The sequence below is a fragment of the Pseudomonas sp. IPO3774 genome (assembly GCF_013386835.1).
Classification (GTDB): Bacteria; Pseudomonadota; Gammaproteobacteria; order Pseudomonadales; family Pseudomonadaceae; genus Aquipseudomonas.
This window is the reverse complement of the sequence record NZ_JACAQY010000052.1, coordinates 91,903-108,192: the sequence shown is the minus strand read 5'-3', so window position 1 is coordinate 108,192 and position 16,290 is coordinate 91,903. Positions and strand designations below refer to the sequence as shown.

16 protein-coding genes are annotated in these 16,290 nt (G+C 60.4%); 3 read left to right on the top strand and 13 right to left on the bottom strand.

Annotation, left to right across the window (positions count from 1 at the left end; translation table 11 throughout):
- Positions 1-5: 5 nt before the first annotated feature.
- The 3 genes from xseA to leuA all read left to right on the top strand — a co-directional run bounded on the left by xseA (position 6) and on the right by leuA (position 4,210).
- Positions 6-1,385 carry an exodeoxyribonuclease VII large subunit gene (gene xseA / locus HYE77_RS25415; RefSeq protein ID WP_003209653.1) on the top strand — a complete coding sequence of 460 codons (1,380 nt, stop codon included), beginning with the start codon at positions 6-8 and terminating at the stop codon, positions 1,383-1,385.
- Positions 1,386-1,388: 3 nt separating this feature from the next.
- Positions 1,389-2,210 carry a peptidoglycan DD-metalloendopeptidase family protein gene (locus HYE77_RS25410; RefSeq protein ID WP_008438272.1) on the top strand — a complete coding sequence of 274 codons (822 nt, stop codon included), beginning with the start codon at positions 1,389-1,391 and terminating at the stop codon, positions 2,208-2,210.
- A 320-nt stretch (positions 2,211-2,530) separates the two neighbouring features.
- On the top strand, positions 2,531-4,210 hold the full coding sequence (gene leuA / locus HYE77_RS25405) for a 2-isopropylmalate synthase (RefSeq protein ID WP_003209657.1): 1,680 nt from the start codon (positions 2,531-2,533) through the stop codon (positions 4,208-4,210).
- Positions 4,211-4,372: 162 nt separating this feature from the next.
- On the opposite strand, the gene HYE77_RS25400 is transcribed toward leuA, so the two are convergent.
- The 13 genes from HYE77_RS25400 to fdx form a co-directional block, all read right to left on the bottom strand.
- A complete protein-coding gene (locus HYE77_RS25400; RefSeq protein ID WP_003209658.1) occupies positions 4,373-5,164 on the bottom strand; it encodes an amidohydrolase in 792 nt (263 codons plus the stop codon).
- Positions 5,152-6,300: a pyridoxal phosphate-dependent aminotransferase gene (locus HYE77_RS25395; protein ID WP_003209660.1), complete on the bottom strand. Its 1,149-nt coding sequence runs from the start codon at positions 6,298-6,300 to the stop codon at positions 5,152-5,154. The genes HYE77_RS25400 and HYE77_RS25395 overlap by 13 nt, the downstream gene beginning before the upstream one ends.
- Positions 6,301-6,409: 109 nt before the next feature.
- Entirely contained in the window at positions 6,410-7,879 is a 1,470-nt protein-coding gene (gene der, locus HYE77_RS25390) for a ribosome biogenesis GTPase Der (protein WP_003209661.1), read from the bottom strand.
- A gap of 139 nt (positions 7,880-8,018) precedes the next feature.
- Positions 8,019-9,170 carry an outer membrane protein assembly factor BamB gene (gene bamB / locus HYE77_RS25385; protein WP_003209662.1) on the bottom strand — a complete coding sequence of 384 codons (1,152 nt, stop codon included), beginning with the start codon at positions 9,168-9,170 and terminating at the stop codon, positions 8,019-8,021.
- Positions 9,163-9,804, bottom strand: a complete 642-nt coding sequence (locus tag HYE77_RS25380; protein ID WP_003209663.1) for a tetratricopeptide repeat protein — start codon at positions 9,802-9,804, stop codon at positions 9,163-9,165. The genes bamB and HYE77_RS25380 overlap by 8 nt, the downstream gene beginning before the upstream one ends.
- A gap of 40 nt (positions 9,805-9,844) precedes the next feature.
- Positions 9,845-11,134: a histidine--tRNA ligase gene (gene hisS, locus HYE77_RS25375; RefSeq protein WP_003209664.1), complete on the bottom strand. Its 1,290-nt coding sequence runs from the start codon at positions 11,132-11,134 to the stop codon at positions 9,845-9,847.
- A gap of 23 nt (positions 11,135-11,157) precedes the next feature.
- A complete protein-coding gene (ispG, locus tag HYE77_RS25370) occupies positions 11,158-12,267 on the bottom strand; it encodes a flavodoxin-dependent (E)-4-hydroxy-3-methylbut-2-enyl-diphosphate synthase (RefSeq protein ID WP_003209666.1) in 1,110 nt (369 codons plus the stop codon).
- A gap of 4 nt (positions 12,268-12,271) precedes the next feature.
- Positions 12,272-13,264: a RodZ family helix-turn-helix domain-containing protein gene (locus HYE77_RS25365; RefSeq protein WP_177069732.1), complete on the bottom strand. Its 993-nt coding sequence runs from the start codon at positions 13,262-13,264 to the stop codon at positions 12,272-12,274.
- On the bottom strand, positions 13,264-14,022 hold the full coding sequence (gene pilW / locus HYE77_RS25360; protein WP_003209669.1) for a type IV pilus biogenesis/stability protein PilW: 759 nt from the start codon (positions 14,020-14,022) through the stop codon (positions 13,264-13,266). The genes HYE77_RS25365 and pilW overlap by 1 nt, the downstream gene beginning before the upstream one ends.
- Before the next feature lie 12 nt (positions 14,023-14,034).
- Positions 14,035-15,183, bottom strand: coding sequence for a 23S rRNA (adenine(2503)-C(2))-methyltransferase RlmN (gene rlmN / locus HYE77_RS25355; RefSeq protein ID WP_003209670.1), 1,149 nt, complete (start codon positions 15,181-15,183; stop codon positions 14,035-14,037).
- Positions 15,184-15,213: 30 nt separating this feature from the next.
- Positions 15,214-15,639, bottom strand: a complete 426-nt coding sequence (ndk, locus tag HYE77_RS25350) for a nucleoside-diphosphate kinase (RefSeq protein ID WP_003175956.1) — start codon at positions 15,637-15,639, stop codon at positions 15,214-15,216.
- Positions 15,640-15,731: 92 nt separating this feature from the next.
- Complete coding sequence (gene iscX, locus HYE77_RS25345) at positions 15,732-15,932, bottom strand: Fe-S cluster assembly protein IscX (protein ID WP_003209673.1); 201 nt, start codon at positions 15,930-15,932, stop codon at positions 15,732-15,734.
- Positions 15,933-15,946: 14 nt separating this feature from the next.
- A complete protein-coding gene (gene fdx, locus HYE77_RS25340; RefSeq protein ID WP_003209674.1) occupies positions 15,947-16,288 on the bottom strand; it encodes an ISC system 2Fe-2S type ferredoxin in 342 nt (113 codons plus the stop codon).
- Positions 16,289-16,290 lie beyond the last annotated feature (2 nt).

The following is a 16,290-nucleotide window of genomic DNA, read 5'->3' as shown; positions in this document are numbered from 1 at the left end:
CGCCCATGATTAAAGATCCCTTTGCCCGTCTGGGCCTGGACCGCGAAGTCCTGACTGTCAGCCAGCTCAACGGCCGCGCGCGGGTGTTGCTGGAAGACGTGTTCACCAATATCTGGGTCGAAGGCGAGATCTCCAACCTCGCCCGCCCGGCCTCCGGCCACGTGTATTTCACCCTCAAGGACAGTGGCGCCCAGGTGCGTTGTGCGCTGTTCCGGCAGAACGCCGCCCGGGTGCGCCAGGCGTTGAAAGACGGCCTGGCGGTGAAGGTGCGGGGCAAGGTCTCGCTGTTTGAGGGCCGTGGCGACTATCAGCTGATTCTCGACACGGTGGAGCCGGCCGGTGACGGCGCATTGCGTCTGGCCTTCGACGCGCTGAAGGAAAAACTCAGCGCCGAAGGCCTGTTCAGTGCCGAGCGCAAGGTGCCGCTGCCCGCACACCCACGGCGCATCGGGATTATCAGCTCGCCCACCGGTGCGGTGATTCGCGACATCATCAGCGTGTTCCGTCGCCGGGCGCCCAACGTGGAACTGACGTTGATCCCGACAGCCGTACAAGGTCGTGAAGCCGTGGCGCAGATCGTCCGCGCACTGAAGCTGGCCGATGCACGCGGCTTCGACGCGTTGATCCTGGCCCGTGGCGGCGGCTCGCTGGAAGACCTCTGGTGCTTCAACGAAGAAGCCGTGGCGCGTGCCGTGGACGCCTGCGTGACGCCCATCGTCAGCGCCGTTGGTCATGAGACCGATGTGTCGATCAGCGACTTTGTCGCCGACGTACGCGCCCCAACGCCTTCCGCCGCTGCCGAGCTGTTGGCGCCGGACTCCAGCCACCTGACTCGCCAGGTAGAGAACCTGCACCGCCGCCTGGTGATGCTGATGCGCAACCGCCTGACCCACGACCGCCTGCGCCTGGAAGGCATGGCTCGTCGCCTGCGTCACCCGGGCGAGCGCCTGCGCCAACAGGCCCAGCGCCTGGATGACCTGGACATGCGCCTGCGGCGTGCCTTCGAGCGCAGCCTCAACACCCGTCGCGAGCGTTTGATCCGCCTGGAAACCCGCCTCGCCGGCCAACACCCCGGCCGCCAACTGGCGCTGTTGCGCCAACGCCTGGACAGCCTTGCCGAACGCCTGCCCCGTGCCATGCGCGAAGGCCTCAAGGCCCGTCGCCTGCAACTGCAAAGCCAGGTGCAGACGCTGCACGTGGTCAGCCCGCTGGCGACGCTTGGACGCGGCTACAGCATCTTGCTCGACGAACGCGGCCAGGCGATTCGCAACGCCGCGCAAACCCACACCGGCCAGCGCCTGACCGCGCGCCTCGGTGAAGGCCAATTGCAGGTACGGGTGGAAGACAACCACCTGACGCCCGTCACCCTCTCGTTACTGGATTGATTGATGCCACGCTTTTTAAGTTTGTTGATGCTGCTGTGCCTGACCTTTAACGCCCATGCCGACAGCTACATCACCCGCCTGCTGAACAAGCCGGTGCCCGGTGGCGTGGCGGTGGTCGACCTCGGCACTTCGGCCACGGCGCCCAAAGCCACCTACATGAACCGCCCAGTGCTGGTGGTGAAGGAGCAAAACAACTGGCTGGCGATTGTGGGCATCCCGCTGACGGTCAAGCCCGGCACCCAACGCATCACCAGCGGCAGCCAGAACCTGCCGTTTGTCGTGGGCTTCAAGAAATACCCCGAGCAGCACATCACCCTGAAGAACAAGAGCCAGGTGAACCCGGACCCGGCGCAGCTCAAGCGCATCGAAGGCGAGCTGGCAGTCCAGCTCAAGGCCTATCGCAGTTTCAGCCCGAACACGCCGAGCAACCTGCTGCTGGACAAGCCGGTGAACGGGCCGCTGTCGAGCAAGTTCGGCGTACGACGTTTCTTCAATGGCGAGGAGCGGAATCCGCATTCCGGCCTGGACTTTGCCGTGGGCGCCGGCACGCCGATCAAGACCCCGGCAGCGGGCAAGGTGATCCTGACCGGCAACTACTTCTTCAACGGCAACACCGTGTTTGTCGACCATGGCCAGGGCTTTATCAGCATGTTCTGCCATATGTCGAAGATTGATGTGAGCGTGGGCCAGCAACTGGCTCGTGGTGCGGTGGTGGGCAAGGTCGGTTCCACCGGCCGGGCGACCGGGCCGCATATGCATTGGAACATCAGCCTGAACGACGCACGGGTGGATCCGGCGATCTTTATCGGCGCGTTTCAGCCCTGATGCTCAATTGCGCACCCGGCAACGGGTGCGCAAACAAAACACCCCCACGCACAATTCTCAACCATAAAATCTCGTTTTCCTCAGCAATAGCAGAACTTCTCTCAATTTTTTCCGACTGCTTGCCATCTTTCACCCCGGCGGTTAGGGTTGGACCTATGAAAACCTCTCACACCCTCATTCAGCTCCGCCAGCACCGCAGCCTGTGCCTAGTCAGCGCACGACTGCCAGGCTGAATCGATCTGCCTCGTCTTCCGCTTTATCCCCAATAACAGTTTTACGGCAGGCCGCCTTTTCTCGGCCCCTAGACAAAGGATTTCCCGATGAGCATGCTCAAAGACCCGTCTTCGAAGTACCGCGCGTTCCCGACCATTGATATCCCGGACCGCACCTGGCCTTCGAAAACCATCACCACCGCGCCGATCTGGTGCAGTTCCGACCTGCGCGACGGCAACCAGTCGCTGATCGAACCGATGGACGCGGTGAAAAAGCTGCGTTTCTGGAAGACCCTGGTCGCCGTCGGTGTGAAGGAAATCGAAGCCTCCTTCCCGGCTGCGTCGCAAACCGATTTCGACTTCGTGCGCACCCTGATCGAAGACAATCACATCCCCGAGGACACCACCATCCAGGTGCTGACCCAGGGCCGTGAAGACTTGATCGCACGCACCTTCGAATCCCTGCGCGGGGCGAAGAAAGCCATCGTTCACTTGTACAACGCCACCTCGCCGTCGTTCCGCCGCATCGTGTTCAACCAGGACAAGGACGGCATCAAGGCCATCGCGGTCAACGCGGCCAAGCTGTTCGTCAAATACGCCGCCCAGCAGCCGGAAACCCAGTGGACCTTCGAATACTCGCCAGAGACGTTCAGCGCCACTGAGCTGGAGTTCGCCAAGGAAGTCTGTGACGCGGTGATCGAGGTCTGGAACCCGACGCCTGAGCACAAGGTGATCCTCAACCTGCCAGCCACCGTCGAGTGCGCCACCCCGAACATCTATGCCGACCAGATCGAGTGGTTCGGTCGTCATATCAACCGTCGCGACAGCGTGATCATCAGCCTGCACACCCACAACGACCGTGGCACCGGCGTAGCCGCCACCGAGTTGGGCCTGATGGCCGGCGCCGACCGTGTCGAAGGCTGCCTGTTCGGCAACGGCGAGCGTACCGGTAACGTCGACCTGGTCACCGTGGCCTTGAACATGTACACCCAGGGCCTCGACCCTCAGCTGGACTTCTCCGACATCGACGGTATTCGCAAAGTTGTCGAAGAGTGCAACCAGATCCCGGTGCACCCGCGTCACCCGTACGTCGGCGACCTGGTTCACACCGCCTTCTCCGGCTCCCACCAGGACGCGATCCGCAAGGGCTTCACCCAGCAGAAAGACGACGCCTTGTGGGAAGTGCCGTACTTGCCGATCGACCCGGCCGACATCGGCCGCAGCTACGAGGCGGTGATTCGCGTCAACAGCCAGTCGGGCAAAGGCGGCATCGCCTACCTGCTGGAGCAGGAATACGGCATCAGCTTGCCGCGCCGCATGCAGATCGAGTTCAGCCAGGTGGTACAGGCCGAAACCGACCGAGTGGGCCTGGAGATGACCGCCGCGCAGATCTACAGCTTGTTGCAGCGTGAATACCTGCAAGCCAACATTCCTTACGCGCTGGTCAGCCATCGCTTGCAGGAAGAGAACGGCAACAGCTCGGTGGAAGTTGAAGTCTCCGGCAAAGGCCAGGGCGAAACCAACCTGCGCTGGCACGGCAAGGGCAACGGCGCCCTGGAAGCGCTGGTGGCCGGGCTGCCGATTGGTGTGGAGATCATGGATTACAACGAACACGCGATTGGCGCCGGCACCAATGCCAAGGCGGCGGCCTACATCGAGCTGCGAGTGAACGGTGAGCGTCCGGTGCATGGCGTGGGCATTGATGAAAACATCACCACGGCGAGCTTCAAGGCGGTGTTCAGCGCGCTGAACCGCTCGTTGAGCCAGCTGGAAGCGAAAGCGGCATAAACACTGACCGCTGAAATGCAAAAGGCCCCGGGATGAGAATCCAGGGGCCTTTTTTATGATCGTTCCCACGCTCCGCGTGGGAATGCAGCTCGGACGCTCCGCGTCCCGAAGCGTGACGCGGAGCGTCACAAGAGGCGTGCCCACGCAGAGCGTGGGAACGATTTATACGAACTCGAAGCTGTCCGCATCCAGGTTCGCCGGGAAGCGTGTGCGGTACTCCGCCAATTCCGCTGCGTCCAGGCACACCTGGAACACGCCGTCCGCCTCCCCTGCGCTCAGCAGGCTTTCGCCCTGGAAGTCCACGACCTGGCTGTCGCCGGTGTAGGCAAAGCCCTTGCCGTCCGTGCCCACCCGATTCACCGCCGCCACGTAGCACAGGTTTTCGATGGCCCGTGCCGGCAGCAGACGGTTCCAGTGCTGGCGACGTGCGCCCGGCCAGTTGGCGGTGTACAGCAGCAAGTCAGTGTCCTGGGCGTCACGACTCCACACCGGGAATCGCAGGTCGTAGCAGATCAACGGACGAATCCGCCACCCCTTGAGTTCGAACTGCACCTGGCGCTCGCCGGGGGTGTAGTGGTCGTGTTCACCGGCCATACGGAACAGGTGACGCTTGTCGTAGTGCAACACCTCACCATCCGGTCGCGCCCACAGCAGGCGGTTGCGGTGGCTGCCATCGGCGGCCTGGATGATCACGCTGCCGGTGATCACCGCGTTGTACTTCTTCGCCTGGGCCTGCAGCCATTGATGGGTGGGGCCGTTTTCAGGCTCGGCGAGGGTTTCCGATTCCATCGAGAAACCGGTGGTGAACATCTCCGGTAGCACGATCAGGTCGGCACCCTTGGCCTGTTCCAGCAGCAGTTCAAAATGCTCCAGGTTGGCCTGGCGGTCGTGCCAGGCCAGGGTGGTTTGCACCAGGGCGATGTTCAGGTTGGGCAGTGCACTCAGATCACGCATAGTTTCTCGGCTGCTTGACGCAGCGTCTCCTCGCGTTTGGCAAAGCACAGTCGCACCAGGCGCTGGCCTTGCGGTGGGTTCCGGTAGAACACCGAGACCGGGATGGTTGCTACGCCATGCTCGCGGGTCATCCATAGCGACATGGCGACGTCATCCAGGTCCGGGCGAATCTGTGAGTAATCCACCAATTGAAAGTAGGTACCGGCCACCCGGGTAAAGCTGAAACGCGACGGTTCCAGCAGGTCGCAGAACAGGTCGCGCTTGGCTTGATAAAAAGCCGGCAGCTCCTCGACGTGTTCCGGGTGTTCGGCCATGAAGTCTGCCAAAGCGTACTGCAACGGGGTCACGCCGCAAAAGTTGACATATTGATGCACCTTGCGCAGCTCGGCGCTGAGGGCTGGCGGCGCGACCACGTAGCCGGTTTTCCAGCCGGTGACGTGGTAGGTCTTGCCGAACGAACTGACCACAAACGCACGCTGATACAGCTCTTCGTGAGCCAGCACGCTGACGTGGGGCACACCGTCGAACACCAGGTGCTCGTAGACCTCGTCGCTGACCAGGTAGATGTCGCGGTCGCGGATCAACTCGGCCAACTGGTCCAGCTCGGCACGGCTGATCAGGGCACCGGTGGGGTTATGCGGGCTGTTGAGGATGATCATGCGGGTGCGCGGCGACAGCGCAGCGCGCAGTTGCTCGAAGTCCAGGGCGAAATCATCCAGACCCAGTTGCACGTGTACGCAGCGACCGCCTGCCAGTTCCACAGAAGGCTCGTAGCTGTCGTAGGCCGGATCGAACACGATGACTTCATCACCGCTGCGGATCACCGCCTGGATCGCACAGAAGATCGCTTCAGTGGCGCCTGGGGTGATGGTCACTTCGCTGTCGGCATTCACCGTTGCGCCATAGCTGCGGGCGATCTTGGCCGCCACTTGCTGGCGCAGTACCGGCAGGCCGGTCATCGGGGCGTATTGGTTATGGCCCAGGGCAATGTGTCTGCCCACTCCATCGAGCAACTCCTGGGGCCCGTTAAAGTCGGGAAAGCCCTGGGACAGGTTGAGCGCACCGGTTTCGGCAGCGAGTTGCGACATGGTGGTGAAGATGGTGGTGCCGACATTCGGCAGCTTGCTGGTGATCATCGGTGCGCCCCTTGCGGTGAGCCCCAAGTTTTAAGCTGCATGCCGCGAAGGGTCAACCGCCAGGCACAAAAAAAGGGCTCCGAAAGAGCCCTTTTTCAACCGATCAGGATCAGCGCTTGTCGCGGCGCTTTTTGTCGGCCTTCTTGTGGTGCGTCATCATCCGGCGCTTTTTGTTTACCTGGCGGTCGGTGAGGCTGTTCTTGTTACCTTCGTACGGGTTCTCGCCACCCTTGAACTCGATACGGATCGGCGTACCGACCAGTTTCAAGACACGGCGGTAGGTATTTTCCAGGTAACGCACGTAGGACTTCGGCACCTTCTCCAGCTGGTTACCGTGAATCACGATAATCGGCGGGTTGGCACCACCCAAGTGAGCGTAGCGCAGCTTGATCCGACGGTTGTTGACCATCGGCGGCGCGTGCTCGCTGACCGCATCTTCAAGAATCTGGGTCAGGCGGTTGGTCGGCCAGCGGGTAACCGCGGACTTGAACGAGTTCTGCACCGAGGCGTAGAGGTTACCCACGCCGGTACCGTGCAGTGCCGAGATAAAGTGGATATCGGCAAACTCGACGAAGAACAGGCGACGCTGCAGCTCGACCTTGACGTAGTCGCGCTCGCTCGGCGTCATGCCGTCCCACTTGTTGATCGCAATCACCAGGGCGCGACCGGCTTCCAGGGCAAAGCCCAGCAAGTTCAGGTCGTGGTCTACCACGCCTTCGCGGGCGTCCATGACGAAGATCACTACGTTGGCGTCTTTGATCGCCTGCAGGGTTTTCACCACGGAGAACTTTTCAACTTCCTCGTGGATCTTGCCGCGCTTGCGCACACCGGCAGTGTCGATCAGCGTGTACTTCTCGTCGTTACGCTCGAACGGGATGTAGATGCTGTCGCGAGTGGTGCCCGGCTCGTCATAGACGATTACCCGGTCTTCACCGAGCATGCGGTTGACCAGGGTCGACTTGCCGACGTTCGGACGGCCGATGATCGCGATCTTGATACCGTCTTTTTCGCTTGGGCCAGGAATGCGCTTGGCTTCCTCGCCTTCGGCAACGATTTCTTCTTCGCCTTCGACTTCATCCACGTCATCACGCGGGAAGTCGCGCAGGGCGATTTCCAGCATCTGGGTGATGCCGCGACCGTGGGCACCGGCGATCGGGATCGCATCGCCCAGGCCCATCGGGCTGAACTCGGCGCGGGCCATTTCAGGATCGATATTGTCGATCTTGTTGGCCACCACGTAGGAACGCTTGTTGCGCTTGCGCAGGTGCTCGCCAATCATCTGGTCTGCAGCGGTGTAGCCCGCGCGGGCGTCCACCAGGAACAACACGACATCAGCTTCTTCAATGGCCAGCAGCGACTGCTCGGCCATCTTTTCGTCCATGCCATGCTCGTCACCGGAGATACCACCGGTGTCGACAATAATGTAGGAGCGCCCTTGCCACTTTGCCTCACCGTATTGGCGATCACGGGTCAGACCGGACAAGTCGCCGACGATGGCGTCGCGAGTCCTGGTCAGGCGGTTGAACAAGGTGGACTTGCCGACGTTCGGTCGGCCCACCAGGGCGATTACGGGAACCATGCGGCTCTCCACTTCGTTATTTCAGAAAATACAAAAGCCGCTGCAAGGCAGCGGCTGGTGCTCGGGGCAGCGCTCGAAAGCGCCGCATGCCCTGCCGAAGCAGGGCCGCCTGGGAATTACCCCAAGCATAGTCAAACCATTACTTGATGGTCAGCGCTTCCAGTTTGCCGCTGTTGCCATACACGTAAAGCATGTTACCTACCACCAGCGGCCGGGCACGCAGGCCGTCGCTGTCGATACGTTCGCGACCCACGAAGCGACCGTCCACCTGGCTCAGCAGGTGCAGGTAACCTTCAAAGTCGCCTACCGCTACGTAGCTGGAGAACACTTCCGGTGCCGACAACTGACGGCGGGCCAGGGAGTCGTTGCTCCACAATGCAGTGGTGGAACGCTCGTCGACACTTTCAACGGTGCCGGACGCCAGGCTTACGTAGACGCTGCCAAACCCTTGGGCGACACCGGCGTAGCTGGAAGCATCACGCTGCCAGTTGATCCGGCCGCTCTGCACGTCCAGCGCCGCAACACGGCCCTGATAAGTAGCGACGTAAAGGGTATCACCCGACAGCAGCAAGCCACCGTCGATGTCCACTACGCGGTCCAGTTCCGAACGACCTTGAGGAATCGCGACCCGGGTTTCCCAGGCCGGCACGCCGTTCTGGGTGTCCAGGGCGACCACTTTACCGGTCGACAGGCCTGCCAGTGCCAGGTTGCTGGTCACAACCGGACCGCTGGTACCGCGCAAGGTCAGGACCGCCGGCGTGCTGTCATACAACCAGCGCTGGTTACCGGTGGCGGCGTCGAGGCCGATCACACGGTCATCCTGGGTCTGCACGACAACCACGTCACCGTTGGTAGCCGGTGGCGAGAGCACTTCACTGGTCACGCGAGCGCGCCATTTCTCTTCACCGGTGCTCGAATCCAGTGCCACGACGTCGCCTTTCAGCGTGCCGAGCATCACCAGGCCAGAACCCACGCCAACGGCGCCGGACACAGGCAGTTCGAGGTCTTTCTTCCACTTGACGTCGCCGTTCATGCGATCCATGGAGACCACAACACCGGTGGAATCAGCGGCGTAGATAGTGTCACCGTCGATCGCCGGGACCATCAGGTTGTACAGATCGCCCTGACCGTCACCAATGGAGCGGCTCCACTGCTTTTGCAGGACCACTTCTTCCTTGAAGCTGGTCAGCTCGGCCGGAGGCAGTTCTTTTTTGCTGTTGCTGCTGCAACCCGCGGCCAAAACGGCCAGAGCCAGCAATGCTGCATGTTTCCAACGGATCACGTCACGCATCCCCTTTGGCCAAGTCGTCGAGCTTGATTTGTAAGCCACCGACCGCCGCTTCATCAGACAGCGCCGCCTTGGCTTTTTGGTACGCAGCATTGGCTTCGTCGGTACGACCCAATTGGACCAGAAGGTCGCCCTTGAGCTCTTCACGAGTGGCCAGGAATGCCTTGTCAGCATCGCCGTCGAGCAGTTTCAGTGCTTCGTCGGCCTTGTTCTGTGCCGCCAGTACTTGAGCCAGACGCTGACGTGCGATTTCACCCAGTGTCGGGTTGGCCGGCTTGTCGGTGATGGCTTTCAGCTCGGAGGCTGCGTCATCCAGCTTGCCGTTGTCGACCGCAACTTTTGCGACGAACAGGCTGCCGTATTGCGCGTAGGTGCTACCGCCGAATTCGCTCTTCAGCTTGCCGGCCAGGTCTGCAACCTGGGCCAGGTCAGGCTTGCCGTTTGGCGTCAGCGTGGTTTCCAGCAGTTGCTGATAGATAATCGAGGCGCCTTGCGACTGGTTAGCCTGATACTTGTGCCAGGCTTGCCAGCCGAACACCACTACTAAAGCCAGCAAGCCGCCAGTGACCAGGGGCTTGCCGTTGCGCTGCCACCAGTCTTTGAACTCGGCCAGCTGGTCATCATCAGTACTCGACACCCCAATACTCCTTAATCGCTAAATCGGCTGTTTGACAGCTTCAACCCTGCACGATGCAGGTGGCCAGGTGCGCTGCAAGCGCATCAAAGGCAATGCTTTGTTGTTCACCCTGACCACGCAGGGGTTTGAAACTTACCACTTGCTGGGCCAACTCATCATCACCCAGGATCAGTGCATACAACGCACCGCTCTTGTCGGCTTTCTTGAACTGGCTTTTGAAGCTGCCGGCGCCGGCATTGACTTGCAGGCGCAGGTTCGGCAGTTGGTCGCGCAGTTTCTCGCTCAGGGCCAGGGCAGCCAGTTCGGCCGCCTCGCCAAAGGCACAGAAGTACACGTCCACCTGACGGGAGATTTCTTCGGGAACCTGCTCCAGGGTTTCCAGCAGCAGGATCAGCCGCTCGATGCCCATGGCAAAACCTACGCCGGTGGTCGGCTTGCCGCCCATCTGCTCGACCAGGCCGTCGTAACGACCACCGGCACACACCGTGCCCTGGGCGCCGAGCTTGTCGGTGACCCACTCGAACACGGTCTTGCTGTAGTAATCGAGGCCACGCACCAGTTTCGGGTTAATGACGTAAGGAATACCGGCTGCATCCAGGCGAGCCTTGAGGCCCTCGAAGTGGATACGGGACTCGTCGTCCAGGTAGTCGGCCATTTTCGGCGCGTCCACCAGTACGGCCTGGGTCTCGGCGTTCTTGGTGTCCAGTACCCGCAGCGGGTTGGTTTTCAGGCGGCGCTGGCTGTCTTCGTCCAGCTTGTCCAGGTGGGCCGACAGGAATTCCACCAGGGCTTCGCGGTAGCGGCCCCGGGATTCGCTGGTGCCCAGGCTGTTGAGTTCAAGCTTGACCGCATCGCGGATGCCCAGCATGCCCCACAGGCGCCAGGTCAGCACGATCAGCTCGGCGTCGATGTCCGGACCGTCGAGGTTGAAGACTTCCAGGCCGATCTGGTGAAACTGGCGATAACGGCCTTTCTGCGGACGCTCGTGGCGGAACATCGGGCCGATGTACCAGAGCTTCTGCGGCTGGCCACCGCCGGTGAGGCCATGTTCGAGCACCGCACGCACACACGCGGCAGTACCTTCCGGACGCAGGGTCAGGGAGTCACCGTTGCGGTCTTCGAAGGTGTACATCTCTTTTTCGACGATGTCGGTCACTTCACCGATGGAGCGCTTGAACAGCTCGGTGAACTCGACGATCGGCATGCGGATCTGCTTGTAACCGTAGTTATCCAGCAGGCGCGCGACAGTGCCCTCGAAGTAGCGCCACAGGGGCGTCTGCTCAGGCAGGATGTCGTTCATGCCACGAATGGCTTGCAGAGACTTGCTCACATCAAATCCTTAAATTCGTTCGATCAGCCGCGCGCGATAACCGCTGCGTCAGCTTCGACCTTTTCGGCCGCTTTCTGGCGGATCAGCCGTTCCAGCTCATCCACCAGATTGTCATTCGTCAATTTCTGCGACGGCTTGCCGTCGATGTAAATCAGGTTTGGCGTACCACCGGTCAGGCCCACATGGGCCTCTTTGGCCTCACCCGGCCCGTTGACCACACAGCCGATCACCGCGACATCCAGCGGCACCAGCAGGTCTTCGAGGCGTACTTCCAGTTCGTTCATGGTTTTCACCACGTCGAAGTTCTGCCGCGAGCAGCTCGGGCAGGCAATGAAGTTGATGCCACGGGAACGCAAATGCAGGGATTTGAGAATGTCGTAACCGACTTTCACTTCCTCTACCGGGTCTGCCGCGAGGGAGATGCGAATAGTATCGCCAATCCCGTCGGCCAGCAGCATACCGAGACCCACCGCAGATTTCACTGTGCCTGAGCGTAAACCGCCGGCTTCGGTGATACCCAGGTGCAGCGGCTGGACGATTTCCTTGGCCAGCAGGCGGTACGCTTCTACCGCCATGAACACGTCGGAAGCCTTTACGCTGACCTTGAAGTCCTGGAAATTCAGGCGTTCGAGGTGTTCTACGTGGCGCAGCGCGGACTCGACCAGTGCGGCCGGCGTCGGCTCGCCGTACTTCTTTTGCAGGTCTTTTTCCAGGGAGCCGGCGTTGACGCCGATGCGAATTGGAATCCCGCGATCACGGGCGGCATCCACCACGGCGCGAACCCGGTCTTCACGACCGATGTTGCCCGGGTTGATCCGCAGGCAATCGACGCCCAACTCGGCCACGCGCAACGCGATCTTGTAGTCGAAGTGAATATCGGCGACCAGCGGCACCTTGACCAGTTGCTTGATGCGGCCAAAGGCTTCGGCAGCGTCCATGTCCGGTACGGAAACCCGCACGATGTCGACGCCCGCCGCTTCCAGGCGGTTGATCTGGGCGACAGTGGCCGCCACATCATTGGTGTCGCTGTTGGTCATGCTCTGTACTGCGATGGGGGCATCGCCGCCCACCGGCACCGAGCCGACCCAGATCTTGCGCGATACGCGACGTTTGATTGGAGATTCGCCGTGCATGACTTTATTGTCCCAACTTGAGGCGAGCAGTCTCGCCACTGGTGAACGGCGCCACGTCCACAGGCTGGCCGTTGTAGGCCACTTGCGCGCCACGGGCAAAGCCCAGACGCAGCGTCAAAGGAGGCTTGCCGCCCTGGTCAAGTGTATCTCCCTTACGCTTCAGACCACTGAACAGCACCTTGCCGTTGCCATCGGAGACTTGCGTCCAGCAGTCAGCGACGTAGGTAATTTGTACTCGGCCATCACCGGAGATCAGTACCGGGGTGGTTGGCGCGGAAATCGCCGGGGCGACGGGAGCCGTTGTTGCCGGAGCCTGCGCCGGTACTGCTGGCGTTGCTGGCGTATGAGCTGGAGCAGCAGGCGTCACTGCAACCGCTGGAGCGGGTGCGACGGGTGCCACTGCGGCGGCAGTACCTGCTTCGGGCGCAGGCTGCTCGGCGCTTGGCTCTGCCTCAGGCGCCGCCTGACCCTGGGCCACGGCCTGGTCTTCCGGCTCATCCAACGGATGAATCTGGGTGGTGCCGTCGGCGCTTTCGACTTCGACGTGCTCCATGGCGTTGCTGGACAAGTCCTTGCCACGCTGGGCGGTCTGATCCTGCCACCATACAAAACCACCGCCGATCACGGCGATGAGCAGCAACAGGCTGACAATGCGCAAAATGGTGTGGGAAACCCGCACAGGCTCTTCAATGCGGCCAAGACCATGGACATTGCTGCCCTGGGAATCGGTACCGGTGATTTGGTCGAATTCCTGGACCAATGCAGCCTGGTCGATACCCAGCAACTTCGCGTAGGCGCGGATATAGCCGCGGGCAAAGGTATGCCCTGGCAGCTTGTCGAATGCGCCAGCTTCAAGGTTGCCCAATGAAGTCGTGGTCAAATTGAGCTTGAGGGCCACTTCTGCCAGCGACCAACCATTGCTTTCGCGGGCCTGACGCAAGGTCTCGCCTGGGTTTCCACGATTAGCTGCTACAACTTCCGGGTGCGCCGCTTTCATCATTGCTCCGACAGGTATTGCTGATATTCCGGCGTACCGGGATAGAGTCGTTCGAGTTGCTGGCCAAAACGTGCGGCCTTGTCGCGTTCTTCATGAACCGTCGCCAGGCGCACACCGAGCAATAGACTACGTGCATTTTGCCCGCTCAGCAGGCTAAAACGCTCGTAATAGTCACGTGCCGGCACATAATGCCTGTCTTCGAAGGACAACTCAGCCATTTCGAGCAAGGCCCGTGGCTGGCGCTGGTTCAGGTGCAGGGCTTTTTCCAGTTGCTGGCGTGCGGTGTCGCGCTGGCCGAGAAGCATTGAGGTCACCCCCAGGTTCTCGAAAACCCGCGAACGCTCAGGATAGAGGGTATCGGCCGCAGCCTGCTGGAAATATTCGGATGCCTGGGCATAACGTTTCTGCGCAAACAAAAAACTGCCGTAGTTATTCAGCAGTCTTGGGTCGCCAGGGCGTGTGGCCAGGGCCTTTTGGAAATATTGATCGGCCAATTCGGGCTCGGCCTGGGCCTGGAACACCAAGGCCAACGCAGCATTGGCGTCGGCGTCGCTGCCATCCAGCTCGAGGGCTTTTTTCAGCGGCACCTTGGCCTGTTCGGTCATCCCTTGCTGCAAGTACCCCAAGCCCAGCTGCACATAGGCAGCTCGCGCTTCGTCACGGCCCTTGCCGGTTTGCAACGGGCTGTCATGGCCCGATGAAACACAGCCAGCCGCGAGGCTGGCAACAAGCAAAAGCAGCGCAAGGCGCAAGGGCATAGAGATCCTCTCTCAGGTTCGAGTCGCGGCGCTTTGCGGCATATCGTCGGCGGCACTCAATTCACGCACGGCGATATAACGTTCGCTGCGACGGGTGCGATCCAGCACCTGTCCTACCAATTGGCCACATGCCGCATCGATGTCTTCGCCGCGGGTGGTGCGCACGGTGACATTGAAGCCTGCATGGTGCAGTTGATCCTGGAAACGGCGGATGGCGTTGTTGCTCGGCCGCTCATAGCCAGAATGGGGAAACGGGTTAAACGGAATCAGGTTGATCTTGCACGGTACGTTCTTGAGCAACTCGATCATCTCGACCGCGTGCTCGACCTTGTCGTTGATGTCCTTGAGCATGGTGTACTCAATGGTCAACACACGCTTTTCGCCCAAGGTCGCCATGTAGCGCTGGCAAGATTCGAGCAGCATCTTAAGCGGATACTTCTTGTTGATCGGCACCAATTGGTTACGCAATGCGTCATTCGGTGCGTGCAGCGACAACGCCAGGGAGACGTCGATGTGCTTGGCCAGCTCATCGATCATCGGTACCACGCCGGAGGTCGACAGGGTCACGCGGCGCTTGGAGATACCGTAGCCCAGGTCGTCCATCATCAGGTGCATGGCCGCGACAACGTTGTCGAAGTTCAGCAGCGGCTCGCCCATGCCCATCATCACCACGTTGGTGATGGCACGGTCGGCGGTCGCCGGGATGCTGCCGAACGATTTATTGGCAATCCACACCTGGCCGATGACTTCGGCGGCGGTGAGGTTGCTGTTGAAACCTTGCTTGCCGGTGGAGCAGAAACTGCAGTCCAGGGCACAGCCTGCCTGGGACGAAACGCACAGAGTGCCGCGTTTGCCCTGGGGAATGTACACGGTCTCGACGCAGCTGCCGGACGCCACGCGCACCACCCACTTACGGGTGCCGTCGGTGGAAATGTCCTCGCTGACCACTTCGGGGCCGCGAACTTCGGCAATGGCCTTGAGCTTGTCGCGCAGGGCCTTGCTGACGTTCGTCATGGCGTCGAAATCATCGACGCCAAGATGGTGAATCCACTTCATTACCTGAGCGGCACGAAAACGCTTCTCCCCGATTGAGTCGAAGAATTTTTCCATTTCCTGTTGAGTCAGACCCAGCAGGTTGGTTTTTGCAGTCAATGTAGTCATGGATTCACCTTCGCTCTTTTAAGCCAATGCTTAGCGAGCGGTTACTTCAGTAGCAGCGAAAAAGTACGAGATTTCGCGGGCAGCAGCGGCTTCGGAGTCCGAACCGTGAACGGCGTTGGCGTCGATCGATTCAGCGAAGTCAGCACGGATGGTGCCGGCAGCAGCTTCTTTAGGGTTGGTAGCGCCCATCAGCTCACGGTTCAGAGCGATAGCGTTTTCGCCTTCCAGAACCTGAACAACAACAGGGCCGGAGATCATGAAGGCAACCAGGTCGCCGAAGAAACCACGAGCGCTGTGCTCAGCGTAGAAGCCTTCAGCTTCAGCCTTGGACAGTTGCTTGAGTTTCGAAGCTACAACCTTCAGGCCGGCTTTTTCGAAACGAGTGGTGATCTCGCCGATGACGTTTTTTGCAACAGCGTCAGGCTTGATGATGGAGAAAGTACGTTGAACAGCCATGGTGTAACTCCAGAAACGGTAATTTGCGAAAAATTAAACCCGCGAATTATACGCGGGTTCTTGGGTATTGCCTAACTGCGTAAAAAGGCGATTCAGTCTGCTTCTTCGATCCACAGGCCTTGTATCGCCTCAAGAACCTTTTCGCCACCCCGATCCGGGATGTCGTCAAATTCCGGCAGCTGCATCACCAGGTTGCGCAACTTGACGAAGTTCACCGACAGAGGATCGACATCCGGGTGAGCTTCAGCAAGTTGTATAGCGATTTCTTGTACATCAACCCATTTCAGGCTCATGACATTTCCTTGAATCAATGCGGCGCTTCGGCGGCATGGTTGAGCGAATACTTCGGAATCTCGACGGTGAGGTCTTCTGTTCCCACTTTTGCCTGACAGCTCAATCGCGACGTCGGCTCAAGGCCCCACGCCCTATCAAGATAGTCCTCTTCCAGCTCATCAGCCTCTTCCAGGCTATTGAAACCTTCGCGAATGATGCAATGGCACGTGGTACAGGCGTTAACGCCGCCGCAGGCGCTTTCGATCTCGATGTGGTTATCGTGAGCGACTTCGAGAATGGACTTGCCGGTCTCAGCCTCCACAACCATACCGTCCGGGCAATGCTCGGCGTGTGGCAGAAAAATGATCTGCGGCATCA

What these genes read in the sequence shown, in the direction of transcription:
- xseA (WP_003209653.1), top strand. Translation starts at nt 6, where the DNA reads ATGATTAAAGATCCCTTTGCCCGTCTGGGCCTGGACCGCGAAGTCCTG.
- HYE77_RS25410 (WP_008438272.1), top strand. Translation starts at nt 1,389, where the DNA reads ATGCCACGCTTTTTAAGTTTGTTGATGCTGCTGTGCCTGACCTTTAAC.
- leuA (WP_003209657.1), top strand. Translation starts at nt 2,531, where the DNA reads ATGAGCATGCTCAAAGACCCGTCTTCGAAGTACCGCGCGTTCCCGACC.
- HYE77_RS25400 (WP_003209658.1), bottom strand. Translation starts at nt 5,164, where the DNA reads ATGCGTGATCTGAGTGCACTGCCCAACCTGAACATCGCCCTGGTGCAA.
- HYE77_RS25395 (WP_003209660.1), bottom strand. Translation starts at nt 6,300, where the DNA reads ATGATCACCAGCAAGCTGCCGAATGTCGGCACCACCATCTTCACCACC.
- der (WP_003209661.1), bottom strand. Translation starts at nt 7,879, where the DNA reads ATGGTTCCCGTAATCGCCCTGGTGGGCCGACCGAACGTCGGCAAGTCC.
- bamB (WP_003209662.1), bottom strand. Translation starts at nt 9,170, where the DNA reads ATGCGTGACGTGATCCGTTGGAAACATGCAGCATTGCTGGCTCTGGCC.
- ispG (WP_003209666.1), bottom strand. Translation starts at nt 12,267, where the DNA reads ATGCACGGCGAATCTCCAATCAAACGTCGCGTATCGCGCAAGATCTGG.
- HYE77_RS25365 (WP_177069732.1), bottom strand. Translation starts at nt 13,264, where the DNA reads ATGAAAGCGGCGCACCCGGAAGTTGTAGCAGCTAATCGTGGAAACCCA.
- pilW (WP_003209669.1), bottom strand. Translation starts at nt 14,022, where the DNA reads ATGCCCTTGCGCCTTGCGCTGCTTTTGCTTGTTGCCAGCCTCGCGGCT.
- rlmN (WP_003209670.1), bottom strand. Translation starts at nt 15,183, where the DNA reads ATGACTACATTGACTGCAAAAACCAACCTGCTGGGTCTGACTCAACAG.
- ndk (WP_003175956.1), bottom strand. Translation starts at nt 15,639, where the DNA reads ATGGCTGTTCAACGTACTTTCTCCATCATCAAGCCTGACGCTGTTGCA.
- iscX (WP_003209673.1), bottom strand. Translation starts at nt 15,932, where the DNA reads ATGAGCCTGAAATGGGTTGATGTACAAGAAATCGCTATACAACTTGCT.
- fdx (WP_003209674.1), bottom strand. Translation starts at nt 16,288, where the DNA reads ATGCCGCAGATCATTTTTCTGCCACACGCCGAGCATTGCCCGGACGGT.